Source organism: Janthinobacterium sp. Ant5-2-1 (assembly GCF_001445815.1).
Lineage (GTDB): Bacteria > Pseudomonadota > Gammaproteobacteria > Burkholderiales > Burkholderiaceae_D > Janthinobacterium > Janthinobacterium lividum_E.
In genome coordinates, this window is record NZ_LNCE01000031.1 from 56,352 (window position 1) to 73,488 (window position 17,137).

General features: G+C 62.5%; 13 protein-coding genes. 5 read left to right on the top strand and 8 right to left on the bottom strand.

Annotated features, from left to right (window positions below):
* Position 1: 1 nt before the first annotated feature.
* Complete coding sequence (locus ASN89_RS11050) at positions 2-2,077, bottom strand: M13 family metallopeptidase (RefSeq protein ID WP_058049313.1); 2,076 nt, start codon at positions 2,075-2,077, stop codon at positions 2-4.
* A gap of 181 nt (positions 2,078-2,258) precedes the next feature.
* On the bottom strand, positions 2,259-4,334 hold the full coding sequence (locus tag ASN89_RS11055) for a M13 family metallopeptidase (RefSeq protein ID WP_058049314.1): 2,076 nt from the start codon (positions 4,332-4,334) through the stop codon (positions 2,259-2,261).
* A gap of 474 nt (positions 4,335-4,808) precedes the next feature.
* On the opposite strand from ASN89_RS11055, the gene ASN89_RS11060 reads away from it, so the two are divergent.
* From ASN89_RS11060 to ybaL, 3 genes are all read left to right on the top strand, one after another.
* A complete protein-coding gene (locus ASN89_RS11060) occupies positions 4,809-6,251 on the top strand; it encodes a S41 family peptidase (protein WP_046681921.1) in 1,443 nt (480 codons plus the stop codon).
* 177 nt (positions 6,252-6,428) lie between these two features.
* Positions 6,429-7,550 (top strand): beta-ketoacyl-ACP synthase III, encoded by a 1,122-nt coding sequence (locus tag ASN89_RS11065; RefSeq protein WP_058049315.1) that lies wholly within the window; start codon positions 6,429-6,431, stop codon positions 7,548-7,550.
* Positions 7,551-7,761: 211 nt separating this feature from the next.
* A complete protein-coding gene (gene ybaL / locus ASN89_RS11070; protein ID WP_058049316.1) occupies positions 7,762-9,474 on the top strand; it encodes a YbaL family putative K(+) efflux transporter in 1,713 nt (570 codons plus the stop codon).
* Between the two features lie 56 nt (positions 9,475-9,530).
* Here ybaL and ASN89_RS11075 read toward each other — a convergent pair whose 3' ends face one another.
* Positions 9,531-11,576, bottom strand: a complete 2,046-nt coding sequence (locus ASN89_RS11075) for an NADPH-dependent 2,4-dienoyl-CoA reductase (RefSeq protein ID WP_058049317.1) — start codon at positions 11,574-11,576, stop codon at positions 9,531-9,533.
* Positions 11,577-11,735: 159 nt separating this feature from the next.
* Between ASN89_RS11075 and ASN89_RS11080 the strand changes: the two genes are divergently transcribed.
* A complete protein-coding gene (locus ASN89_RS11080) occupies positions 11,736-12,317 on the top strand; it encodes an SRPBCC family protein (protein WP_235501940.1) in 582 nt (193 codons plus the stop codon).
* Between the two features lies 1 nt (position 12,318).
* Here the strand turns inward: ASN89_RS11080 and ASN89_RS11085 are convergent, their stop codons facing one another.
* The 4 genes from ASN89_RS11085 to ASN89_RS11100 all read right to left on the bottom strand — a co-directional run bounded on the left by ASN89_RS11085 (position 12,319) and on the right by ASN89_RS11100 (position 14,887).
* Positions 12,319-12,774: a hypothetical protein gene (locus tag ASN89_RS11085; RefSeq protein ID WP_058049318.1), complete on the bottom strand. Its 456-nt coding sequence runs from the start codon at positions 12,772-12,774 to the stop codon at positions 12,319-12,321.
* A gap of 42 nt (positions 12,775-12,816) precedes the next feature.
* Entirely contained in the window at positions 12,817-13,257 is a 441-nt protein-coding gene (locus ASN89_RS11090; protein WP_034783716.1) for a DUF2721 domain-containing protein, read from the bottom strand.
* 112 nt (positions 13,258-13,369) lie between these two features.
* A complete protein-coding gene (pip, locus tag ASN89_RS11095; protein WP_058049319.1) occupies positions 13,370-14,326 on the bottom strand; it encodes a prolyl aminopeptidase in 957 nt (318 codons plus the stop codon).
* 78 nt (positions 14,327-14,404) lie between these two features.
* Positions 14,405-14,887, bottom strand: coding sequence for an Lrp/AsnC family transcriptional regulator (locus ASN89_RS11100; protein ID WP_034752896.1), 483 nt, complete (start codon positions 14,885-14,887; stop codon positions 14,405-14,407).
* 153 nt (positions 14,888-15,040) lie between these two features.
* Between ASN89_RS11100 and ASN89_RS11105 the strand changes: the two genes are divergently transcribed.
* Complete coding sequence (locus ASN89_RS11105) at positions 15,041-15,661, top strand: LysE family translocator (protein WP_235501942.1); 621 nt, start codon at positions 15,041-15,043, stop codon at positions 15,659-15,661.
* Here the strand turns inward: ASN89_RS11105 and ASN89_RS11110 are convergent.
* Positions 15,598-17,022 carry a hypothetical protein gene (locus ASN89_RS11110; protein WP_152988538.1) on the bottom strand — a complete coding sequence of 475 codons (1,425 nt, stop codon included), beginning with the start codon at positions 17,020-17,022 and terminating at the stop codon, positions 15,598-15,600. The two genes, ASN89_RS11105 and ASN89_RS11110, sit on opposite strands and share 64 nt — an antisense overlap.
* Between the last annotated feature and the right edge of the window lie 115 nt (positions 17,023-17,137).

Genomic DNA, 17,137 nt, shown 5'->3' on the forward strand with positions numbered 1-17,137 from the left:
GTTACCACATGATGACGCGGTCTTTCGGTGGCAGATACATCTTGTCGCCCGGTTTCACGTCGAAGGCTTGATAGAAGCCGGGCTGGTTGCGCATGGTGCCGTTGGCGCGGAACTGGCCTGGCGAGTGCGGGTCCGTTTTCAGCAAGACCAGTTGCTGCGCTTCGCGCATCTTCATGCGCCATACCTGGGCAAAGCCAGCATAAAAACGCTGCTCGCCCGTGAAGCCGTCGATGACGGGGGCTTTCTTGCCGTTCAGCGACAATTTGTACGCTTTATAAGCGATCGCCACGCCGGAATTGTCGGCGATGTTTTCGCCCAGGGTCAGTTCGCCATTGACGAAGTGATCCTTGACGGGGCTGAAGCTGTTGTACTGCGCCACCAGTTGCTTGGTTTTCTTGGCGAAGTTTTTATGGTCGGCCTTGGTCCACCAGTCGCGCAGGTTGCCGTCGCCGTCGTACTGGGCGCCCTGGTCGTCGAAGCCGTGGCTGATTTCATGGCCGATCACGCCGCCGATGGCGCCATAGTTGACGGCGTCGTCCGCGTTGGCGTCGAAGAACGGCGCTTGCAGGATGGCGGCCGGGAAGACGATTTCGTTCAGCTCAGGATTGTAATAAGCGTTCACGGTCTGCGGCGTCATGCCCCACTCGTCGCGGTCGATAGGCTGGCCCAGCTTGTTCAATTCGCGGTTGTAGTTGAGCAGGTGCGAACGCTGGATGTTGCCGATCAAGTCGTCGGGCGCCACCGTCAGGCCCGAGTAATCACGCCATTTGTTCGGATAGCCGATCTTGGTGGTGAACTTGGCCAGCTTGATTTGCGCCTGTTTCTTGGTGACGGGGCTCATCCAGTCGAGCTTGTCGATGCTTTGCTTGTAGGCCGTCATCAGGTTTTTCACCAGCGCTTCCATGCGCACCTTGCGCTCGGCCGGGAAATACTGCTCCACGTACAGCTGGCCCACGGCTTCGCCCAGCGCGCCTTCGACGGCGCCCACGCCGCGTTTCCAGCGCGGACGCATTTCCGTCACGCCCGTCAGGGTGGTGCCATAGAAGGCGAAGTTTTCATCGACATACGCTTTCGGCAGGTAGCCGGCGTTCGCGTGCAGCAAGTGCCACTGGAAGTATGCTTTCCACGTTTCCAGCGGCGTCTTGTTGGCGATCTCGGCAAAACCTTTCAGGTAGCTGGGCTGGCTGACGATCACATAATTGACCTTGCCGGCGATGCCCGTGTCCTTCAGGTAGCGGGCCCAGTCGTAGCCTGGCGCCACGCTGACCAGTTTCGCCAGTTCCACCTTGTTATAGGTTTTGACGGGGTCGCGGTTCTGCACATTGCTCCATTGCGCCTTGGCCAGTTCCGTTTCCAGCGCCAGGATGGCCTTGGCATTGGCGGCAGCGTTCGCGTCGCCAGCCAAACTGAGCATTTTTTCCACGTGAGCCAGGTACTTGGCGCGCGTATCGGCCTTGCCTGCTTCCAGGTAGTAATCGCGGTCAGGCAAGCCCAGGCCGCTTTGCACGATGTCGACCACGTATTTGGTGGAATCCTTGGCGTCCTGGTGGATGCCGAAGTCGTAAGGCGAGGTCACGCCCAGTTTGCTGAAATGGGCGATCACGGCCGGCAATTCCGCCTTGTCCTGCAGCGCGGCGATTTTCGCCAGCTCCGCGTTCAAGGGGGTCAGGCCCAGGCTTTCCAGCTTGGCTTCATCCATGAAGCTGTTATAAAAATCACCGATTTTCTGGGCATTCGAACCGGCCGCACGGGCCTTGTCGGCGGCCGCGCCTTCGACGATGCCGCGCAGCTGCGTTTGCGTATCGTCGGCCAGCTTGGCAAAGCTGCCCCAGCTCGACTTGTCGGCAGGAATCACGGTTTCCGCCAGCCATTTACCATTCAGGTGCTGGAACAGATCGTCCTGCGCGCGCACGGCAGGGTCGACGTATTCGACGGCGATGCCGGACGTCAGCGCCGCGGCAGCGACGGCCGTGGCGGGAGCGGCGGCGGCTTTCTTGGCCGTATCAGCGGCGCCAGCCATGCCGGACACGCCGGCCAGCAAACTCAGGGTCAATGCACTTAACAAATAACGATTCACGGTTGTCCTCTATATTGTATTGTGTGGAATATAAGGGTCAGAAGGCCCAGGGCTTCTGGCCCGGTTTTTGACTGTAGCATACCGGCTGAAATGACAGAAAGAACTTTGGCCAGAATGCAAAAAAGACCACGCAAGTGGTCTTTTTTGTTGTGACAAGATAACGTTTACATGGATACGATGTTTACCAGATGATCACGCGGTTTTCCGGCGCAACATACATCTTGTCGCCCGGTTTCACGCCAAACGCTTCATAGAAGCCAGGCTGGTTGACCATGGTGCCATTGGCGCGGTACTGGCCCGGCGAATGGGGGTCGGTCTTGATCTGCACGATTTGCTGCGCTTCGCGCATCTTGCTGCGCCACACCTGGCCAAAGCCCATGTAGAAGCGCTGGTCGCCCGTCAAACCATCCAGCACGGGCGCCGGCTTGCCGCCCAGCGAGATTTTATAGGCTTTATAGGCGATCGCCACGCCCGAGTTGTCGGCGATGTTTTCGCCCAGGGTCAGCGCGCCGTTGACGTGGTAGCCCGGCAATGGGCTGTAGCCATCGTATTGCTTGGTCAGCGCGTCGGCCTTGGCCGCAAAATTCTTGCGGTCGGCCGGGGTCCACCAGTCGCGCAGGTTGCCGTCGCCATCGGACTGGCTGCCCTTGTCGTCGAAGCCGTGGCTGATTTCATGGCCGATGACGGCGCCGATGGCGCCATAGTTGACGGCGTCGTCCGCGTTGGCGTCAAAGAACGGCGGCTGCAGGATCGAGGCGGGGAAGACGATTTCATTCATCGTCGAGCTGTAATAGGCGTTTACCGTTTGCGGCGTCATGCCCCACTCTTCGCGGTCGATCGGTTTGCCCAGCTTGGCCACCTGGCGTGCGGAACTAAAGTTGGCGGCGCGCATCATGTTGCCCACCAGGTCGCCCTGGACGATTTGCAGCTTCGTGTAATCGCGCCATTTGTTCGGATACGCGATTTTCGGCGTGAACTTGGCCAGCTTGGCTTGCGCTTCCTTCTTGGTTTCCGGGCTCATCCAGTCCAGGGTGTCGATGCTGTCCTTGTAGGCGGCCAGCACGTTTTTCACCAGTTCCTGCATGTGCGCCTTGCGCTCTGCCGGGAAATATTGCGCCACGTACAACTTGCCGACGGCTTCGCCCAGCACGCCTTCAACGGCGCCCACGCCACGCTTCCAGCGCGGCTGGTTTTCCTTCACGCCACTGAGCACCGTGCCGTAAAAGGCAAAGCTTTCATCGACGAAGTTTTTCGACAGGTAGCTGGCATAGCTGCGCAGCAATTGCCATTCAAAATACGCTTTCACGGTGTCCAGGTCGGCGGACGCGAGCACCTTGTTGTAGCCGGCCAGGTAGCTCGGCTGGTTGACGATGACGTAATCGACCTTGTTGGCGATACCCAGGGCGGCCAGGCCGGACTTCAGGTCGTAGCCCGGGGTCAGGTCGTTCAGTTGATTGATGTCGGTCTTGTTGTAGCGTTTGACGGGGTCGCGGTTCTCGACCTTGGTCCATTGCACTTCGGCCAAGGCCGTTTCCAGCGCAACAACAGCCTTGGCGCGCGCGGCGGCGTTCTTGTCGCCGGCCATGGCCAGCATTTTTTCCACGTGCGCCTGGTATTTTTCCTTGACGCCAGCCTGCTTGGCTTCCAGGTAGTAATCGCGGTCGGGCATGCCCAGGCCGCTTTGGCTCACGTAAGCCGCATATTTCGTCGAGGCACGCGCATCCTGGCCCACGTAGACGGCGTACGGGGTCGACACGCCCGTCTGGCTCAGATGGGCGATCAGGGCCGGCACGCCCTTCTTGTCGCGCAGCGAGCGGATGCGGTTCAGTTCGCCTGCCAGCGGCTTCGTGCCCAGCGCATCGAGCTTGGCTTCATCCATGTAACTGGCGTACAGGTCGCTGATTTTCTGCGCTTCGGAACCGGCTTTCTTGTTTTTGTCCTGTTGCGTGGCGACGATGATGCCGCGCAATTGCGGCGTCGTGTCATCGCGCAGCTTGGCGAACGAACCCCAGCTCGACTTGTCGGCAGGAATCTCGGCCGTGGCCAGCCACTTGCCGTTCAAATGGGTGAAGAAGTCGTCCTGCACGCGCACGGCGGGGTCGATGTACTGCACATCGATGCCGGAAACGACGCCAGCGGCGGCAGGTGTGGCGCTTGGTGCCACGGTCGGGGCGGCAGCGGCGGATACGGGTTCGGCGGCATGGGCAAACGCAGCCAACAGGGTCAGGGTCAGACTGCTCAAGAGATAGCGATTCACGGATTGTCCTTATGGGGCATGTCAAAAAAGACCGGGCGGATGGCTTAGGGCGGATAGCCTGCCGCGCCAGGCGCTGCAGGAATGTAGCACGCGAGCATGCCATTTGACCATCCTTGCCCCCGGAATCGCCCCTCAGCTACCCATGCTCATGCGGGCTCCGGATAAAAAAAAGCCTGCGTCCGCGGACGCAGGCAAAACCACTTCGGGTCGAGAATGCGAGTCCACTATAGGGCCGCCGCACACGCTTTTTTTCGACTCTTACAAATGCTTACTCCCCTCAAGACTCCCTATACATCGCATACAAAACCGCAACATATGGCAAGCTGACGGCCCCGTTTTCGCGCGTAGACTGAGCCCAGGCACGCTTTTTCCATGGCCGGCCCACGCCGGCAGAGATTCAGGTCTATACTTTCAACAAAGCGCCGCTCCACGGGGACTGGCGCTTGTGCAAGACACGCTAGCTGCAAAGGTGCAATGATGGGCAAACTCAAAAATACCGGCTTGATCGGCCTGGGCGTGGTGGCCGGCGTCGCCGTGTCGCTGCAATTTTCCGCCATGGCGCAAAAAACCGTCGAGCCGCCCCTGCCGCTGGAAGAGTTGCGCCAGCTGGCCGATGTGTTTGGCCTGATCAAGTCTGATTACGTCGAGCCGGTGGAAGACAAGAAACTGCTGGAAGACGCCATTTCAGGCATGGTCGCCTCGCTCGACCCCCATTCCGCCTACCTCGACAAGAAAGCCTACGCCGAACTGCGCGAAGGCTCCGAGGGCAAGTTCGTCGGCCTGGGCATTGAAATTGGCCTCAGCGAAGACGGCTACATCAAGATCGTCTCGCCCATCGAGGATTCGCCCGCCTACCGCGCCGGCATCAAGGCTGGCGATCTGATTACCCGCCTCGACGGCCAGCCCGTGAAAGGCGTCAGCCTGGACGACAACGTCAAGCGCATGCGCGGCGAACCGGGCACCAAGGTGTCGCTGACCATTGCCCGCAAGGATGAACCGCAGCCGCTGGCCTTCACCATCACGCGCGAGGAAATCCACCAAAAGAGCGTGAAGGCGAAGATGGTCGAGCCCGGCTATGCCTGGCTGCGCGTGTCGCAATTCCAGGAACCGACCGTCGACGACATGGCCGCACAGATCACGGCGCTATATAAGCAAGATCCGAACATCAAGGGCATGGTGCTCGACCTGCGCAACGATCCTGGCGGCGTGCTGCAAGGCGCCATCGGCGTCTCGGCCGCCTTCCTGCCGAAGGACGCGGCCATCGTCTCGACCAACGGCCAGCTGCCGGACTCGAAACAGGTGTTCTACGGCCGCGCTGAATACTATACTTTCCGCTCGGAAGGCGACGCCTTGGCGAAATTGCCCGCCGCCATCAAGAAAGTGCCGCTGGTGGTGCTCGTCAACACGGGGTCGGCCTCGGCCTCGGAAATCGTCGCCGGCGCCCTGCAGGATTACAAGCGCGCCACCATCATCGGCACGCAAACCTTCGGCAAGGGTTCCGTGCAAACCATCCGTCAATTGACGGCCGACACCGCCGTCAAGCTGACGACGGCCCGCTACTACACGCCAAACGGCCGCTCGATCCAGGCCAAGGGCATCGTGCCCGACCTGCTGGTCGATGAAAACGCGGACGGCGACGGCTTGAACGGCTTGCGCATCCGCGAAGCGGACCTGACCAAGCATCTGAGCAACGACCGCGACCAAGAAAGCGCCAAAGCGGCCCCCGTCAACGACGAGATGGAAGAGCAATTGCGCATCATCGCCCTGGAAAAGACCCGCAAGCCGCTGGAATTTGGCAGCAAGGACGATTTCCAATTGCACCAGGCGCTCAATCACCTGAAGGGCTTGCCGGTGCAACTGGCCAAGGCCGAGCCGGTGGTGGTGCAAGCCGACGTCAAGAAAGAACAGAAGAAGTAAGCAGCACAGCCCGGGGGGCACCATGCCCCCCGGTCAGCCGTCCACGCGACAAAAATCAATCTTCCGCCACACATCTCCCTGCCCCGCAACACGAAACTCTCTACAGTCGAGCCTGTTTGTGTAAAATTTGCTTCACTTATCGGCGCCACGTCGATTGCCAAATTTGAAAGTTTAACCATGAAACAAGTCGTCATCAGCGGTACCGGACTGTACACGCCGCCATTTTCGATCTCCAACGAAGAGCTGGTCACCTGCTTCAATGCCTACGCGGAAAAGTTCAATGCCGATAACGCCGACGCGATCGACGCGGGCACGGTGACAGCGCTGGACCTGTCGAGCGTGGCCTTCATCGAAAAGGCGTCCGGCATCAAGTCGCGCTTCGTGATGGAAAAGGAAGGCATCCTCGATCCGGCGCGCATGGTCTCGCGCATCCCGGAACGGGGCGATGACGAACTGTCCTTGCAGGCGGAAATGGCGGTTGCCGCCGCGCGCGACGCGCTGGCCCGCGCCGGCCGCACGCCGGCCGACATCGACATGGTGCTGGTGGCCTGCAGCAATATGCAGCGCGCCTACCCGGCCATGGCCGTGGAAGTGCAGGATGCGCTGGGCATCGATGGTTATGGCTTTGACATGAACGTGGCGTGTTCGTCCGCCACCTTCGGCATCCAGCAAGCCGTGGCCGCCGTGCAAAGCGGCCAGGCGCGCGCCGTGCTGGTCCTGAATCCCGAAATCACCAGCGGCCACCTGAACTGGCGCGACCGCGACAGCCATTTCATTTTCGGCGACGCGTGCACCGCCATCATCGTCGAAGCGAAGGACACGGCCGTGTCCCAGCACCAGTTCGAAATCATCGGCACGGAACTCAAAACGCGCTTCTCTAACGCCATCCGCAACAATTTCGGCTTCCTCAACCGTTTTGACGAATCCGGCGTGGGCCAGGCCGATAAACTGTTCCGCCAGCAAGGCCGCAAGGTCTTCAAGGAAGTGTGCCCGATGGCCGCCGAGATGATCAAGGCGACTCTGGCCAAGGCCGGCGTGGAAGTGGCGCAAGTCTCCCGCTACTGGCTGCACCAGGCCAACCTGAACATGAATTTGCTGATCGCGCGTCTGATCCTGGGCCGCGACGCGCAAGCCAATGAAGCACCCGTGATCCTCGACACCTACGCCAACACCTCGTCGGCCGGTTCCATCATCGCCTTCCATAAATATCAGGATGACATGGCGGCCGGCAGCACCGGCGTCATCTGCTCGTTCGGCGCCGGCTATTCCATCGGCTGCGTGGTCGTGCGCAAGCTCTGAGCACATGGGTGTAACATCGTTTGATTCCTGGAATTAGGCGATGTTCGAGGTGGATAGGCATGCGTTCGTGACCACCTGGACGAAGATATAGCACAGGTTTTTTGCAATAAAGCCGCAGGAAATTTTCCGGCAGGGGCTTTGATGCGTTTATACTTAGCCGCTGAGCAACATCTTTTTCCATCCGCACGTCCTCATAAGGAACCCACCACGCATGCCCCATGACATCAGCCTGATCACCACCATCGCCGCCGCCCTCGGGTTCGGCCTCATCTTCGGCTTCATCGCCGCGCGCCTGAAGCTGCCGGCACTGGTCGGCTACCTGGCCGCCGGCATCATCATCGGACCGGCCACGCCCGGTTTTGTGGCGGATGCGGAAATAGCGGGACAATTGGCGGAAATCGGGGTGATGCTGATGATGTTCGGTGTCGGCCTGCACTTTTCCATCGAAGATTTATGGGACGTGCGCAAGATCGCGCTGCCCGGCGCCATCCTGCAGATCGGCGTCGCCACGGCGATGGGCATGGGCCTGGCCCACTGGTGGGGCTGGACCCTCGGTGGCGGGCTGATCTTTGGCCTGGCCCTGTCCGTGGCCAGCACCGTGGTGCTGCTGCGCGCGCTGGAAGAACGGGGCATCCTCGATTCCCTCAATGGCCGCATCGCCGTCGGCTGGCTGGTGGTGGAAGACCTCGTCACCGTATTGGTCCTCGTGCTGCTGCCGGCGTTTGCCGGCGTGCTGGGCGGCAAGGTCGCGCCGGATGCCGAGGCCGTCAGTCTGTGGCAAACCCTGGCCATTACCTTGGGACAAGTGGCCGGCTTCATCGTCTTCATGCTGGTCGTCGGTCGCAAGCTGTTCCCGTGGATCCTGTGGCAAGTGGCGCGCACCGGTTCGCGCGAACTGTTTACCCTGTGCGTGATCGCCGCCGCCGTCGGCATCGCCTATGCGTCCACCAAGCTGTTCGGCGTGTCGTTCGCGCTGGGCGCCTTCTTCGCCGGCATGGTGCTGCGCGAATCCGAACTGAGTCACCGTGCCGCGGAAGAGTCCCTACCCCTGCGCGACGCGTTCGCCGTGCTGTTCTTCGTTTCCGTCGGCATGCTGTTCGAGCCGAACATCCTCATCGAGAAACCCCTGCAAGTGCTGGCCGTGTGCGCCATCATTATCTTCGGCAAGTCGATCGCCGCCTTCCTGCTCGTGATGGCGCTGCGCTATCCGCCAAAAACAGCCATCATCGTCTCGGCCAGCCTGGCGCAGATCGGCGAGTTCTCGTTCATCCTGGCCGCGCTGGGCCTCTCCCTGGGCCTGATGCCGCAGGAAGGCCAAAGCCTGATCCTGGCTGGCGCCATCCTGTCGATCGCCCTCAACCCGCTCGTCTTCAGCATGGCCAAGCCGCTGCTGCGCGTGATGAGCAACAGCGATTTCGCCCGCAAGTTCGAACGCACGACGGACCCGCTGGCCGAGCTGCCGATGACGGTGCCGCAGGAAAAACTGTCGGGCCAGATCGTTCTGGTCGGCTATGGCCGCGTGGGCCGGCGCATCGCCGCCGCCCTGATGGAACGGGGCATCCACTTTGTCGTGGCCGAGGAAAACCGCGAAATCGTCGACCAGCTGCGCAAGCAGGGCATCCCGGCCGTGGCCGGCAATGCGGGAGAACCGGCCGTGCTGATCCAGGCGCACATCACGCACGCCACCATGCTCGTCATCGCCACGCCGGACACCTTCCACGTGCGCGCCATGATCGAAACGGCGCGCGCCCTGAACCCCGCCATCCTGACGGTGGTACGCACGCACAGCGAGGAAGAGGCGGAATTGCTGCGCGCGGAAAACGCGGGCAAAGTCTTCATTGGCGAACACGAGCTGGCCAATGGCATGGCCGAGCACGTGCTGCAGAGTTTTGAGACGGCGAAGAAGGGGCATGGCGGGCACTAAGCCAGCGCCCTTTTCATCCACAGGCCTGCCCGCTACCCAGCCGGCAGGCTTTCTTTTTACAGGCTGGCGGCCAACTCCGCCCCTTCCCGTATCGCCCGCTTGGCATCGAGCTCGGCCGCCAGCGCGGCGCCGCCGATCTTGTGGAAACGGGGGCCGCCCGACGCCAGCGGCTTGCCATCCTTGTCCGTTTCCGGCATGAGTTCCGTCAAGCTGTCCTGGCCCGCGCAGATGACCACGTTGTCCACCGCCAGCAGGCGCTGCTCGCCGCCCACGGTGATGTGCAAGCCCTGCTCGTCGATCTTGTCGTAGCTCACGCCGGCCAGCATGGCCACGCCGTTTCTCGCCAGCGCCGCGCGGTGCACCCAGCCCGACGTCTTGCCCAGCCCCGCGCCCACTTTCGACGTCTTGCGCTGCAACAGGAAGATTTGCCGCACGGGATGGGGCGCCACGGGCGGCACCAGGCCGCCACCGGTGGCCGCGTTCAAGTCCACGCCCCACTCGCCCGCCCAGGTCGCCACGGGTTGCGGCAGCGGGTGCGCCGGGTCGTGCAGCAAATACTCGCCCACGTCAAAACCGATGCCGCCCGCGCCGATGATGGCAACGCGCGCGCCCACCGGCTTCTTGGCTTGCAGTACATCCAGATACGACAGCACCTTCGGATGGTCGATGCCGGGAATGGCCGGCAGGCGCACCTTGATGCCGGTGGCGACGATGACGTCGTCGTAGCCGCCGGCCAGCAATTGCTCGCGCGTCACGCGCTGGCCCAGGCGCAGCTTGACGTCCAGCAGCGCCAGCCGACGCGCAAAATAGCGGATGGTTTCCGTGAATTCCTCCTTGCCTGGTATCTGCATGGCTACCTTGAACTGGCCGCCCACGCTGTCGCTGCTGTCGAAGAGGGTCACCGCGTGCCCGCATTCGGCCGCCACGCAGGCGGCCGACAAGCCGGCCGGCCCGGCGCCGACGACGGCCACCCGGCGCGGCACGGCCTTTTTCGCGTACACGAGTTCCGTTTCATGGCAGGCGCGCGGGTTGACGAGGCAGCTGGCGCGCTTGTTGGCGAACGTGTGGTCGAGACAAGCCTGGTTGCAGCCGATGCAGGTGTTGATCTCGTCGGCGCGTCCCGAGGCCGCCTTGGCGACAAAGTCAGGGTCAGCCAGGAAGGGGCGCGCCATCGACACGAGGTCGCAGTCGCCCCGCTCGAGGATGGCGTTGGCCTCGTGCGGCATATTGATGCGGTTCGACGCCACCACGGGAATGGCCACTTCACGGCGCAGGCGGCCCGCCACGGAAGCGAAGGCGGCGCGCGGCACCGAGGTGACGATGGTGGGCACTCTCGCCTCGTGCCAGCCGAAGCCCGTATTCAAAATCGTCACGCCCGCGTGCTCGAGCGCCTTGGCCACCGCCACCACGTCGTCCCAGGTATTGCCGCCCTCGACCAGGTCGAGCAAGGAATGACGGTACATGATGATGAAGTTGGGACCGACGGCGGCGCGGATGCGGCGCACGATCTCCACGGGCAGGCGCATGCGGTTTTCGATGCTGCCGCCCCAGCGGTCCTGGCGCAGATTCGTGCGCGCGCACAGGAACTGGTTCAATAAATATCCTTCGCTGCCCATCACTTCGATGCCGTCGTAGCCCGCCTTTTGCGCCAGGCGCGCGCAGCGCACGTAGTCGCAGATCGTGCGCTCGATGCCCCGCTCGCTCAAGGGGCGGGGACGGAAGGGCGAGATCGGCGATTTCCTGGCCGACGCCGAGACGACGAACGGCTGATAGCCATAGCGGCCCGCATGCAGGATCTGCATGACGATCTTGCCGCCCTCCTCGTGCACGGCGCGCGTCACCTTGCGGTGGTTCGGCACGTCGCCGAGGAAATTCAAGGTCCCGCCGAACGGCAGCAGCCAACCCTGGCGGTTCGGCGAGATGCCGCCCGTGACGATCAGTCCCACGCCGCCGCGCGCCCGTTCGCGGTAAAACGCGGCGAGCTTGCCGTAATGATAAAAACGGTCTTCCAGGCCCGTGTGCATGGACCCCATGATGACTCTATTGCGCAAGGTGGTAAAACCCAGGTCGAGCGGGGCCAGCAGATGGGGATAGGCAGTCATGGTGATCGGTCCGGTAAGGTGGTTGCAGGCCGTACGGTAGCAAGCATTGCCGATCGCCGCAGCGACTTTCTCTAGACCGGGAGTTCTAAATCGCCCGGCGCGCCGGCCGGCGATGCGTACAGCTTGTGCCGGGCGGTACTTTCCCGTAGGCTAGGTGGCATGAAGCGACTCTTCCTCTGCCTGCTGATGCTGTGCGCCGTCCCCGCTACCGCGCTGGCACAGGCGATACGCCTGGACAAGCTCAAGGTCGAGGTCAAGCGCATCGAGGTCGATGGACAGCGCATGTATGAAGTCGATGCCAGCGCCAGCGTGCAGGCGCCGCCGGCGTCCGTCTGGAAGACCCTGACCACCTACGAGCGCATGAATGAATTCGTGCCCGACCTCAGCTCCTGCCGCGTACTGTCGCGCAACGGCAATGAAGTCATCATCGAGCAGCAGGGCATGGCGCGCTTCCTGTTCATGAACCACCCCATCCATCTGGTGGTGCGGGCCACGGAAACGCCGTTGACATCCATCGACATCGCCCTGATCTCCGGCGACATGCGGCATTACGAATCGCGCTGGAATCTGTATCCCGTGCCCGAGACGGGCGGCACGCGCATCGTCTTTTCCAGCCGGCTGATGCCGGGCTTCTATGTGCCCGGCATGCTGGGCACGACCATGATACGCGGCGATATCGAGCGCATGATGGCGGCCGTGCTGGCCCGCATCGACAGCCAGTACGCCGACAAATCCAGCTAAATTACGCCAGGTAGGTGTCGCGGTCGCGGATTTCCGCGAAATTTTCCAGGCTGCCCAGCTTCACCGTGACGGGATTCAGGCTGGCCTGCGGCTGCATCGAACGCCAGGCGAACAGCCATTCCTGCTCGGGCGCTTCGGCGCGCGTCTTGGTGAAGGCGGCGCCCAGGGAGGCGCGCTGGCCATATTCGACCAGGCCATCGATGCCTGCCCAGCTGGGCAAGGTGCGCTGCACGGCGCGGTGCAGGCGTTCGCCGAATTCTTCCGTATTGTGGATGATCAAACAGGCGTCGGCCGGGGCGAACAGGTCGAACAGTTGCTTGTCCCACACTTGCGAAAAGCTCAGGGTCAAACAATTGCCCGCTGGCGCCAGGCGGAACTGGCCCAGGCTCAGCGCCATCTCGAGTTCACTGCGCTGGCCGTAGCGGTGCAGGGTGGGGGGACGTTTGTAATCGTGCATGCTGGACTCGTTCTTCAATAGTAGGGTAAACCGGCGCGCCGCTTAGCGTGGCGGGCGGATATGGCGCCGGATGCGCTGGGCCGTCGCGGCCAGATAAATTTCGCGCAGTAAATAAATAAAACAGCCGATCAGGCAAATCACGGCCAGCACAAAGAAGGCCGCGATGTATTTGTCCAGGGTCAGGTTCAGAATATCGCCCAAAAACAGCATGGCGATGATGACGCAGACGAAGAAACCGCACGCCGTGCTCAGCGAAATCGAGTAATTGATCAGATGGGTACGCCGATACAGGGTATCTAGCTCATCCATATAGAAATCGTTGTAGCCGATGTCGAGCCGGTCTTCCAGCACGCGCGTGCGGTCGATGATGCGGCCCAGGCGGTTGGTCAGCACCACCAGCATGGTGCCGATGCCGGTCAGCAGGAAAACCGGCGCAATCGCCAGCTGGATGATATGGCCGATGTCGCCGATCTGTATGTTCATGGATAAAAAGTCGTGGGTTCACACCGGCGCCCGACCTTGGCGCCAGCACAGGCCATAGTGTAGCAGGTGGCGCATGCCGGCTGGCCGCTTTGCCAACCGGCATGTTCACGGCTCATGCGAAGCCGCGCCCCGGCACGAAGCGCTCGGTGGCGCGCACCAGCGCCGAAGCGATGCCGTGCTCGAGCGCGCCATGGCCCGCGTCCGGGATCATTTCCAGCTGCGCGCCGGGCCAGGCTTGCTGCAGGCGGTAGGCCGACAGCGGCGGGCAGATGGCGTCGTAGCGTCCTTGCACGATGACGGCCGGTAAATGCGCGATGCGTCCCATATTGCGGATCAGCTGGTCTTCCTCGAAGAAACCGAGATTGGCCATGTAATGCGATTCGAGCCGGCCCACGCCCAGGTCGAGCGCATCGTTCGGCGCATCTTCCGGTTGCGGCATCAGGTAGACCCGACGGCCTTCGAAGCGGCTCCAGGCACGCGCGGCCGGCCAGTACACGTTTGGATCGCTGCTGAGGATGCGTTGCACATAGGCCGCCAGCAAGTCGCCCCGTTCTTCCGGCGGAATCGGCGCGGCGAATTCCGCGTACAGTTCCGGATAGAACCAGCGCACGCCGTCGATGAACCAGTCGATTTCCGCCTGCGTGCACAGGAAAATGCCGCGCAGCACGAAACCGAGGCAGGCTGCGGGATGCGCCTGGCCATACGCCAGCGCCAGGGTCGAGCCCCACGAGCCGCCAAACACCAGCCATTGGGCGATGCCGAACTGGGCGCGCAAGCGTTCGATGTCTTCGATCAGCAGCTGCGTCGTGTTGTTGCGCCATTCGCCCAGCGGCGTGGACTTGCCGGCGCCGCGCTGGTCGAACAGGATCACGCGGTAGCGCTGTGGATCAAAGAAGCGGCGGTGCTGCGGCGACAGGCCCGCGCCGGGGCCGCCATGCAGGAACAGCACGGGAATGCCGTCGGGGTTGCCGCACTCTTCCCAATAAATGGTGTGGATGTCATCGACCGCCAGCATGCCGTGCCGGTTCGGCGACAGGGCGGGAAATAACGGCGACAGGGTATCTGGCATGGCGGTCCTTCGAGTGGCGGTCAGGGCGCCAGGCGCGAGTCCTGGCAACTGTTCCAATTATAGTGCGCCGCCGGCGCCTCAGGCCAGCAACAAGGGCAGGCGGTTCGACGACTTGATTTCGCGCATCGACAGGCTGGACTGGATTTCCGCCACGCCAGGCAGGCGGCGCAGCACAGTCGAGACGAATTCTCCATACGCTTCCAGGTCGCGCGCCACCACTTGCAGGAAATAATCGGCTTCGCCCGCCACGTTGTGGCACGACAGAATTTCGGGAATCGTCGCGATGGCTTGTTCGAACTGCGACGGTTGCTCGCCGCCATGGTTGGCGAACACGACCCGGACAAACGCGACCAAGCCGATGCCCAGCTTCTTGCGGTTGAGCAAAGCCTGGTAGCCGGTAATAAAACCTTCCTCTTCCAGGCGGCGCAAACGGCGCCAGACGGGAGTTTCGCTCAGTTTCAAGCGCTCGGCCAAGCGCGCATTCGACAGCCTTCCTTCATCCTGCAACAGCCTGAGTATCTGTAAATCGGTGGCGTCGAGGCTAACTTCTGAAATTTTCATCTATTTTTTGTTTTTATACGAGTGGAATCTACCCGAATACTAGGGCATGCAGGGCAGGAAAAGCAAGCACATTTCATCGCTGCAAGAACATAATGGAACCCGGCGAGCAGGCTGCACCGTGCGCATGCTCCCGCTATTCTTTTCGACTGGCCCATGTCCGATTCTACCTTCCTGATGTACCTGCTGGCACTGGCCGGCGCCTTTTTATTACCGGGTCCCGATATGGCGCTGGTGCTGGCGACGGGCGCCGCGCGCGGCGTGGCCACGGCGCTGGTGACGGCCGTGGGCATCGCCGGCGCGCGCGCCGTCCACGTGGCGCTGTCGGGCGCGGGCCTGGCGGCGTTGATGGTGACGCATCCGCAAGCCTTGCAGTGGGTCAAATGGGCGGGCGCCGCCTACCTGCTGTACCTGGCGCTGCGCCTGCTGCAGTCGGCCCTGTCGAGCAAAACGGCGCCGGACGAAGCCGCCCCCGCCACGGCGCACAGCGCCCGCGCCAGCCTGGTGCGCGGCTTCCTGACGAATCTGCTCAATCCGAAGGCACTGCTGTTTTGCAGTATGTTCCTGCCGCAATTTGTCGCCGGCAGCGAGCAGGTCGGCATGCAATACCTGCGCCTGGGCGCTGTTCTGGTGCTGATGGGCCTGCTGTTCGACGCCATCTACGCCGTGCTGGCCGCACGCCTGGCGCGCCGCCTGCGCGGCAAGCCTTCGCCTTACGGCAAGTTCGTGCTGCCCTCGGTCTTCGTGCTGCTGGCCGGACGGCTGGTGCTGGGCTGAACTGCTTTAGCGTCGGCAAAAAAGGCGGGGTAATCGTTCAGCAGGCTGCGCTCAAGGTCGTTGACCTTGCGAAATTGCCGCAGCGACGGCGCCATGGCCCGCCCCGCATCCCAGCTGCGCCAGGCATTCGGCGCATCGAATTGCGCCAGCAGGGCGTCGCCCAGATCCTGGTACACGGCCGCCATCTGTGGTTTTAGCTGCAGCACTTGCAGATACAAGGCTGTCGCTTGCGGCCATTGCCCCAGCTTGGCGCGCAAATTCCCCTCGAACAAGGCCAGGATGGGCTGCGCCATCCCCGTTTGCTTCCTCAATTCCTGCACGGTGGCCAGCGCGTCCGCGATGCCCTCCTTGTCCTTGGCCTGCAATCCCCGCGTCAAGTCGTGGATGGGCTGGCATTCCTGCATGGCCCGCTGCTGCTGAAGCGACAGTTTTTCGACCAGCGCACCCGTGGAAAAATGGTCTTCCAGCATGGTCAAGAAAGCCTCGAAGGGTTTGTCGGCCGCAAAGAGCTTTTCCGCTTCGGCGCGCAGCGCGGGATGGGCTTGCGGTCCCGGCGGCGGCAACAGCGCCGCCTGCGCCAGCGCCCGTTCGAGCAGCGGCGCATCGGCCGCCAGCGGACGTGGCCGGTAGGCGGCCAGGGAATGCGTGGCGGGCGCACCCGCCGTCATGGCGCTGACGCGGAAATGCCGCGTCACCGTGCCGCCCACTTCCTGGTAGTGCAAGGTGAAGTCGGCGGGGATGCGCTTGCCGTCGGCCAGCAGCTTCAGCACCAGCGGATGACCGCCCCAGGTGTAGCGCAAGTACTGGGCAAACGCCGTCGCATCGTCGCCGCTGGCGGGACTGCCGGCTGTTCCCAAGCGCAGCAGGGGCTGCTTGTCGAGCGACCACAGCACGGCGCCGTCGAGCACTTGCGGCGCCAGCGCGCCGCGCCGCTTGTTGTCCAGCACCGACAAAGCTTGCTCCTCATACACGGGCAGCGTTGCGTGCTGTTCAAGGCCGCCCGCCTTCAATATGCCGACAATCCCCTGCCGGTGGCGCAGCTCGAAGACGCGAAAACCCGCCACGTCGAACAGCGAATACGTGTCGTAGGTGGACGCCGCCATATCGATGACGTGGCGACGGCGCGTGGCAAAGTCCAACACGGACAAGGCCTTGCCATCGCGTACGCTCAGGTAATGGGGGCCCAACACGACATCGCTTTCCTGCGTAGTGCGCGCGGGCAAGCTGGTTTTCACGCCGGGCTGGTTGACGCGTTCGGTCGTCACCGTGACGTGGAACGCGACGCTGGCCTGGGCCGCGCCGGCGCCCAGGAAAAGGATGGCGGCCACGCTGGCGCGGCGCAAGGCAGGAACTAGGGTCATGGAGATGATGCAGTGGGGAAATGCTGATTCTAAGACAAATCCGGCCGTCCCCTTGTTTTGCTGGCAAGCATAAAAAAAGACAGCCGAAGCTGTCTTTCTGTTTTACCTCAACAAC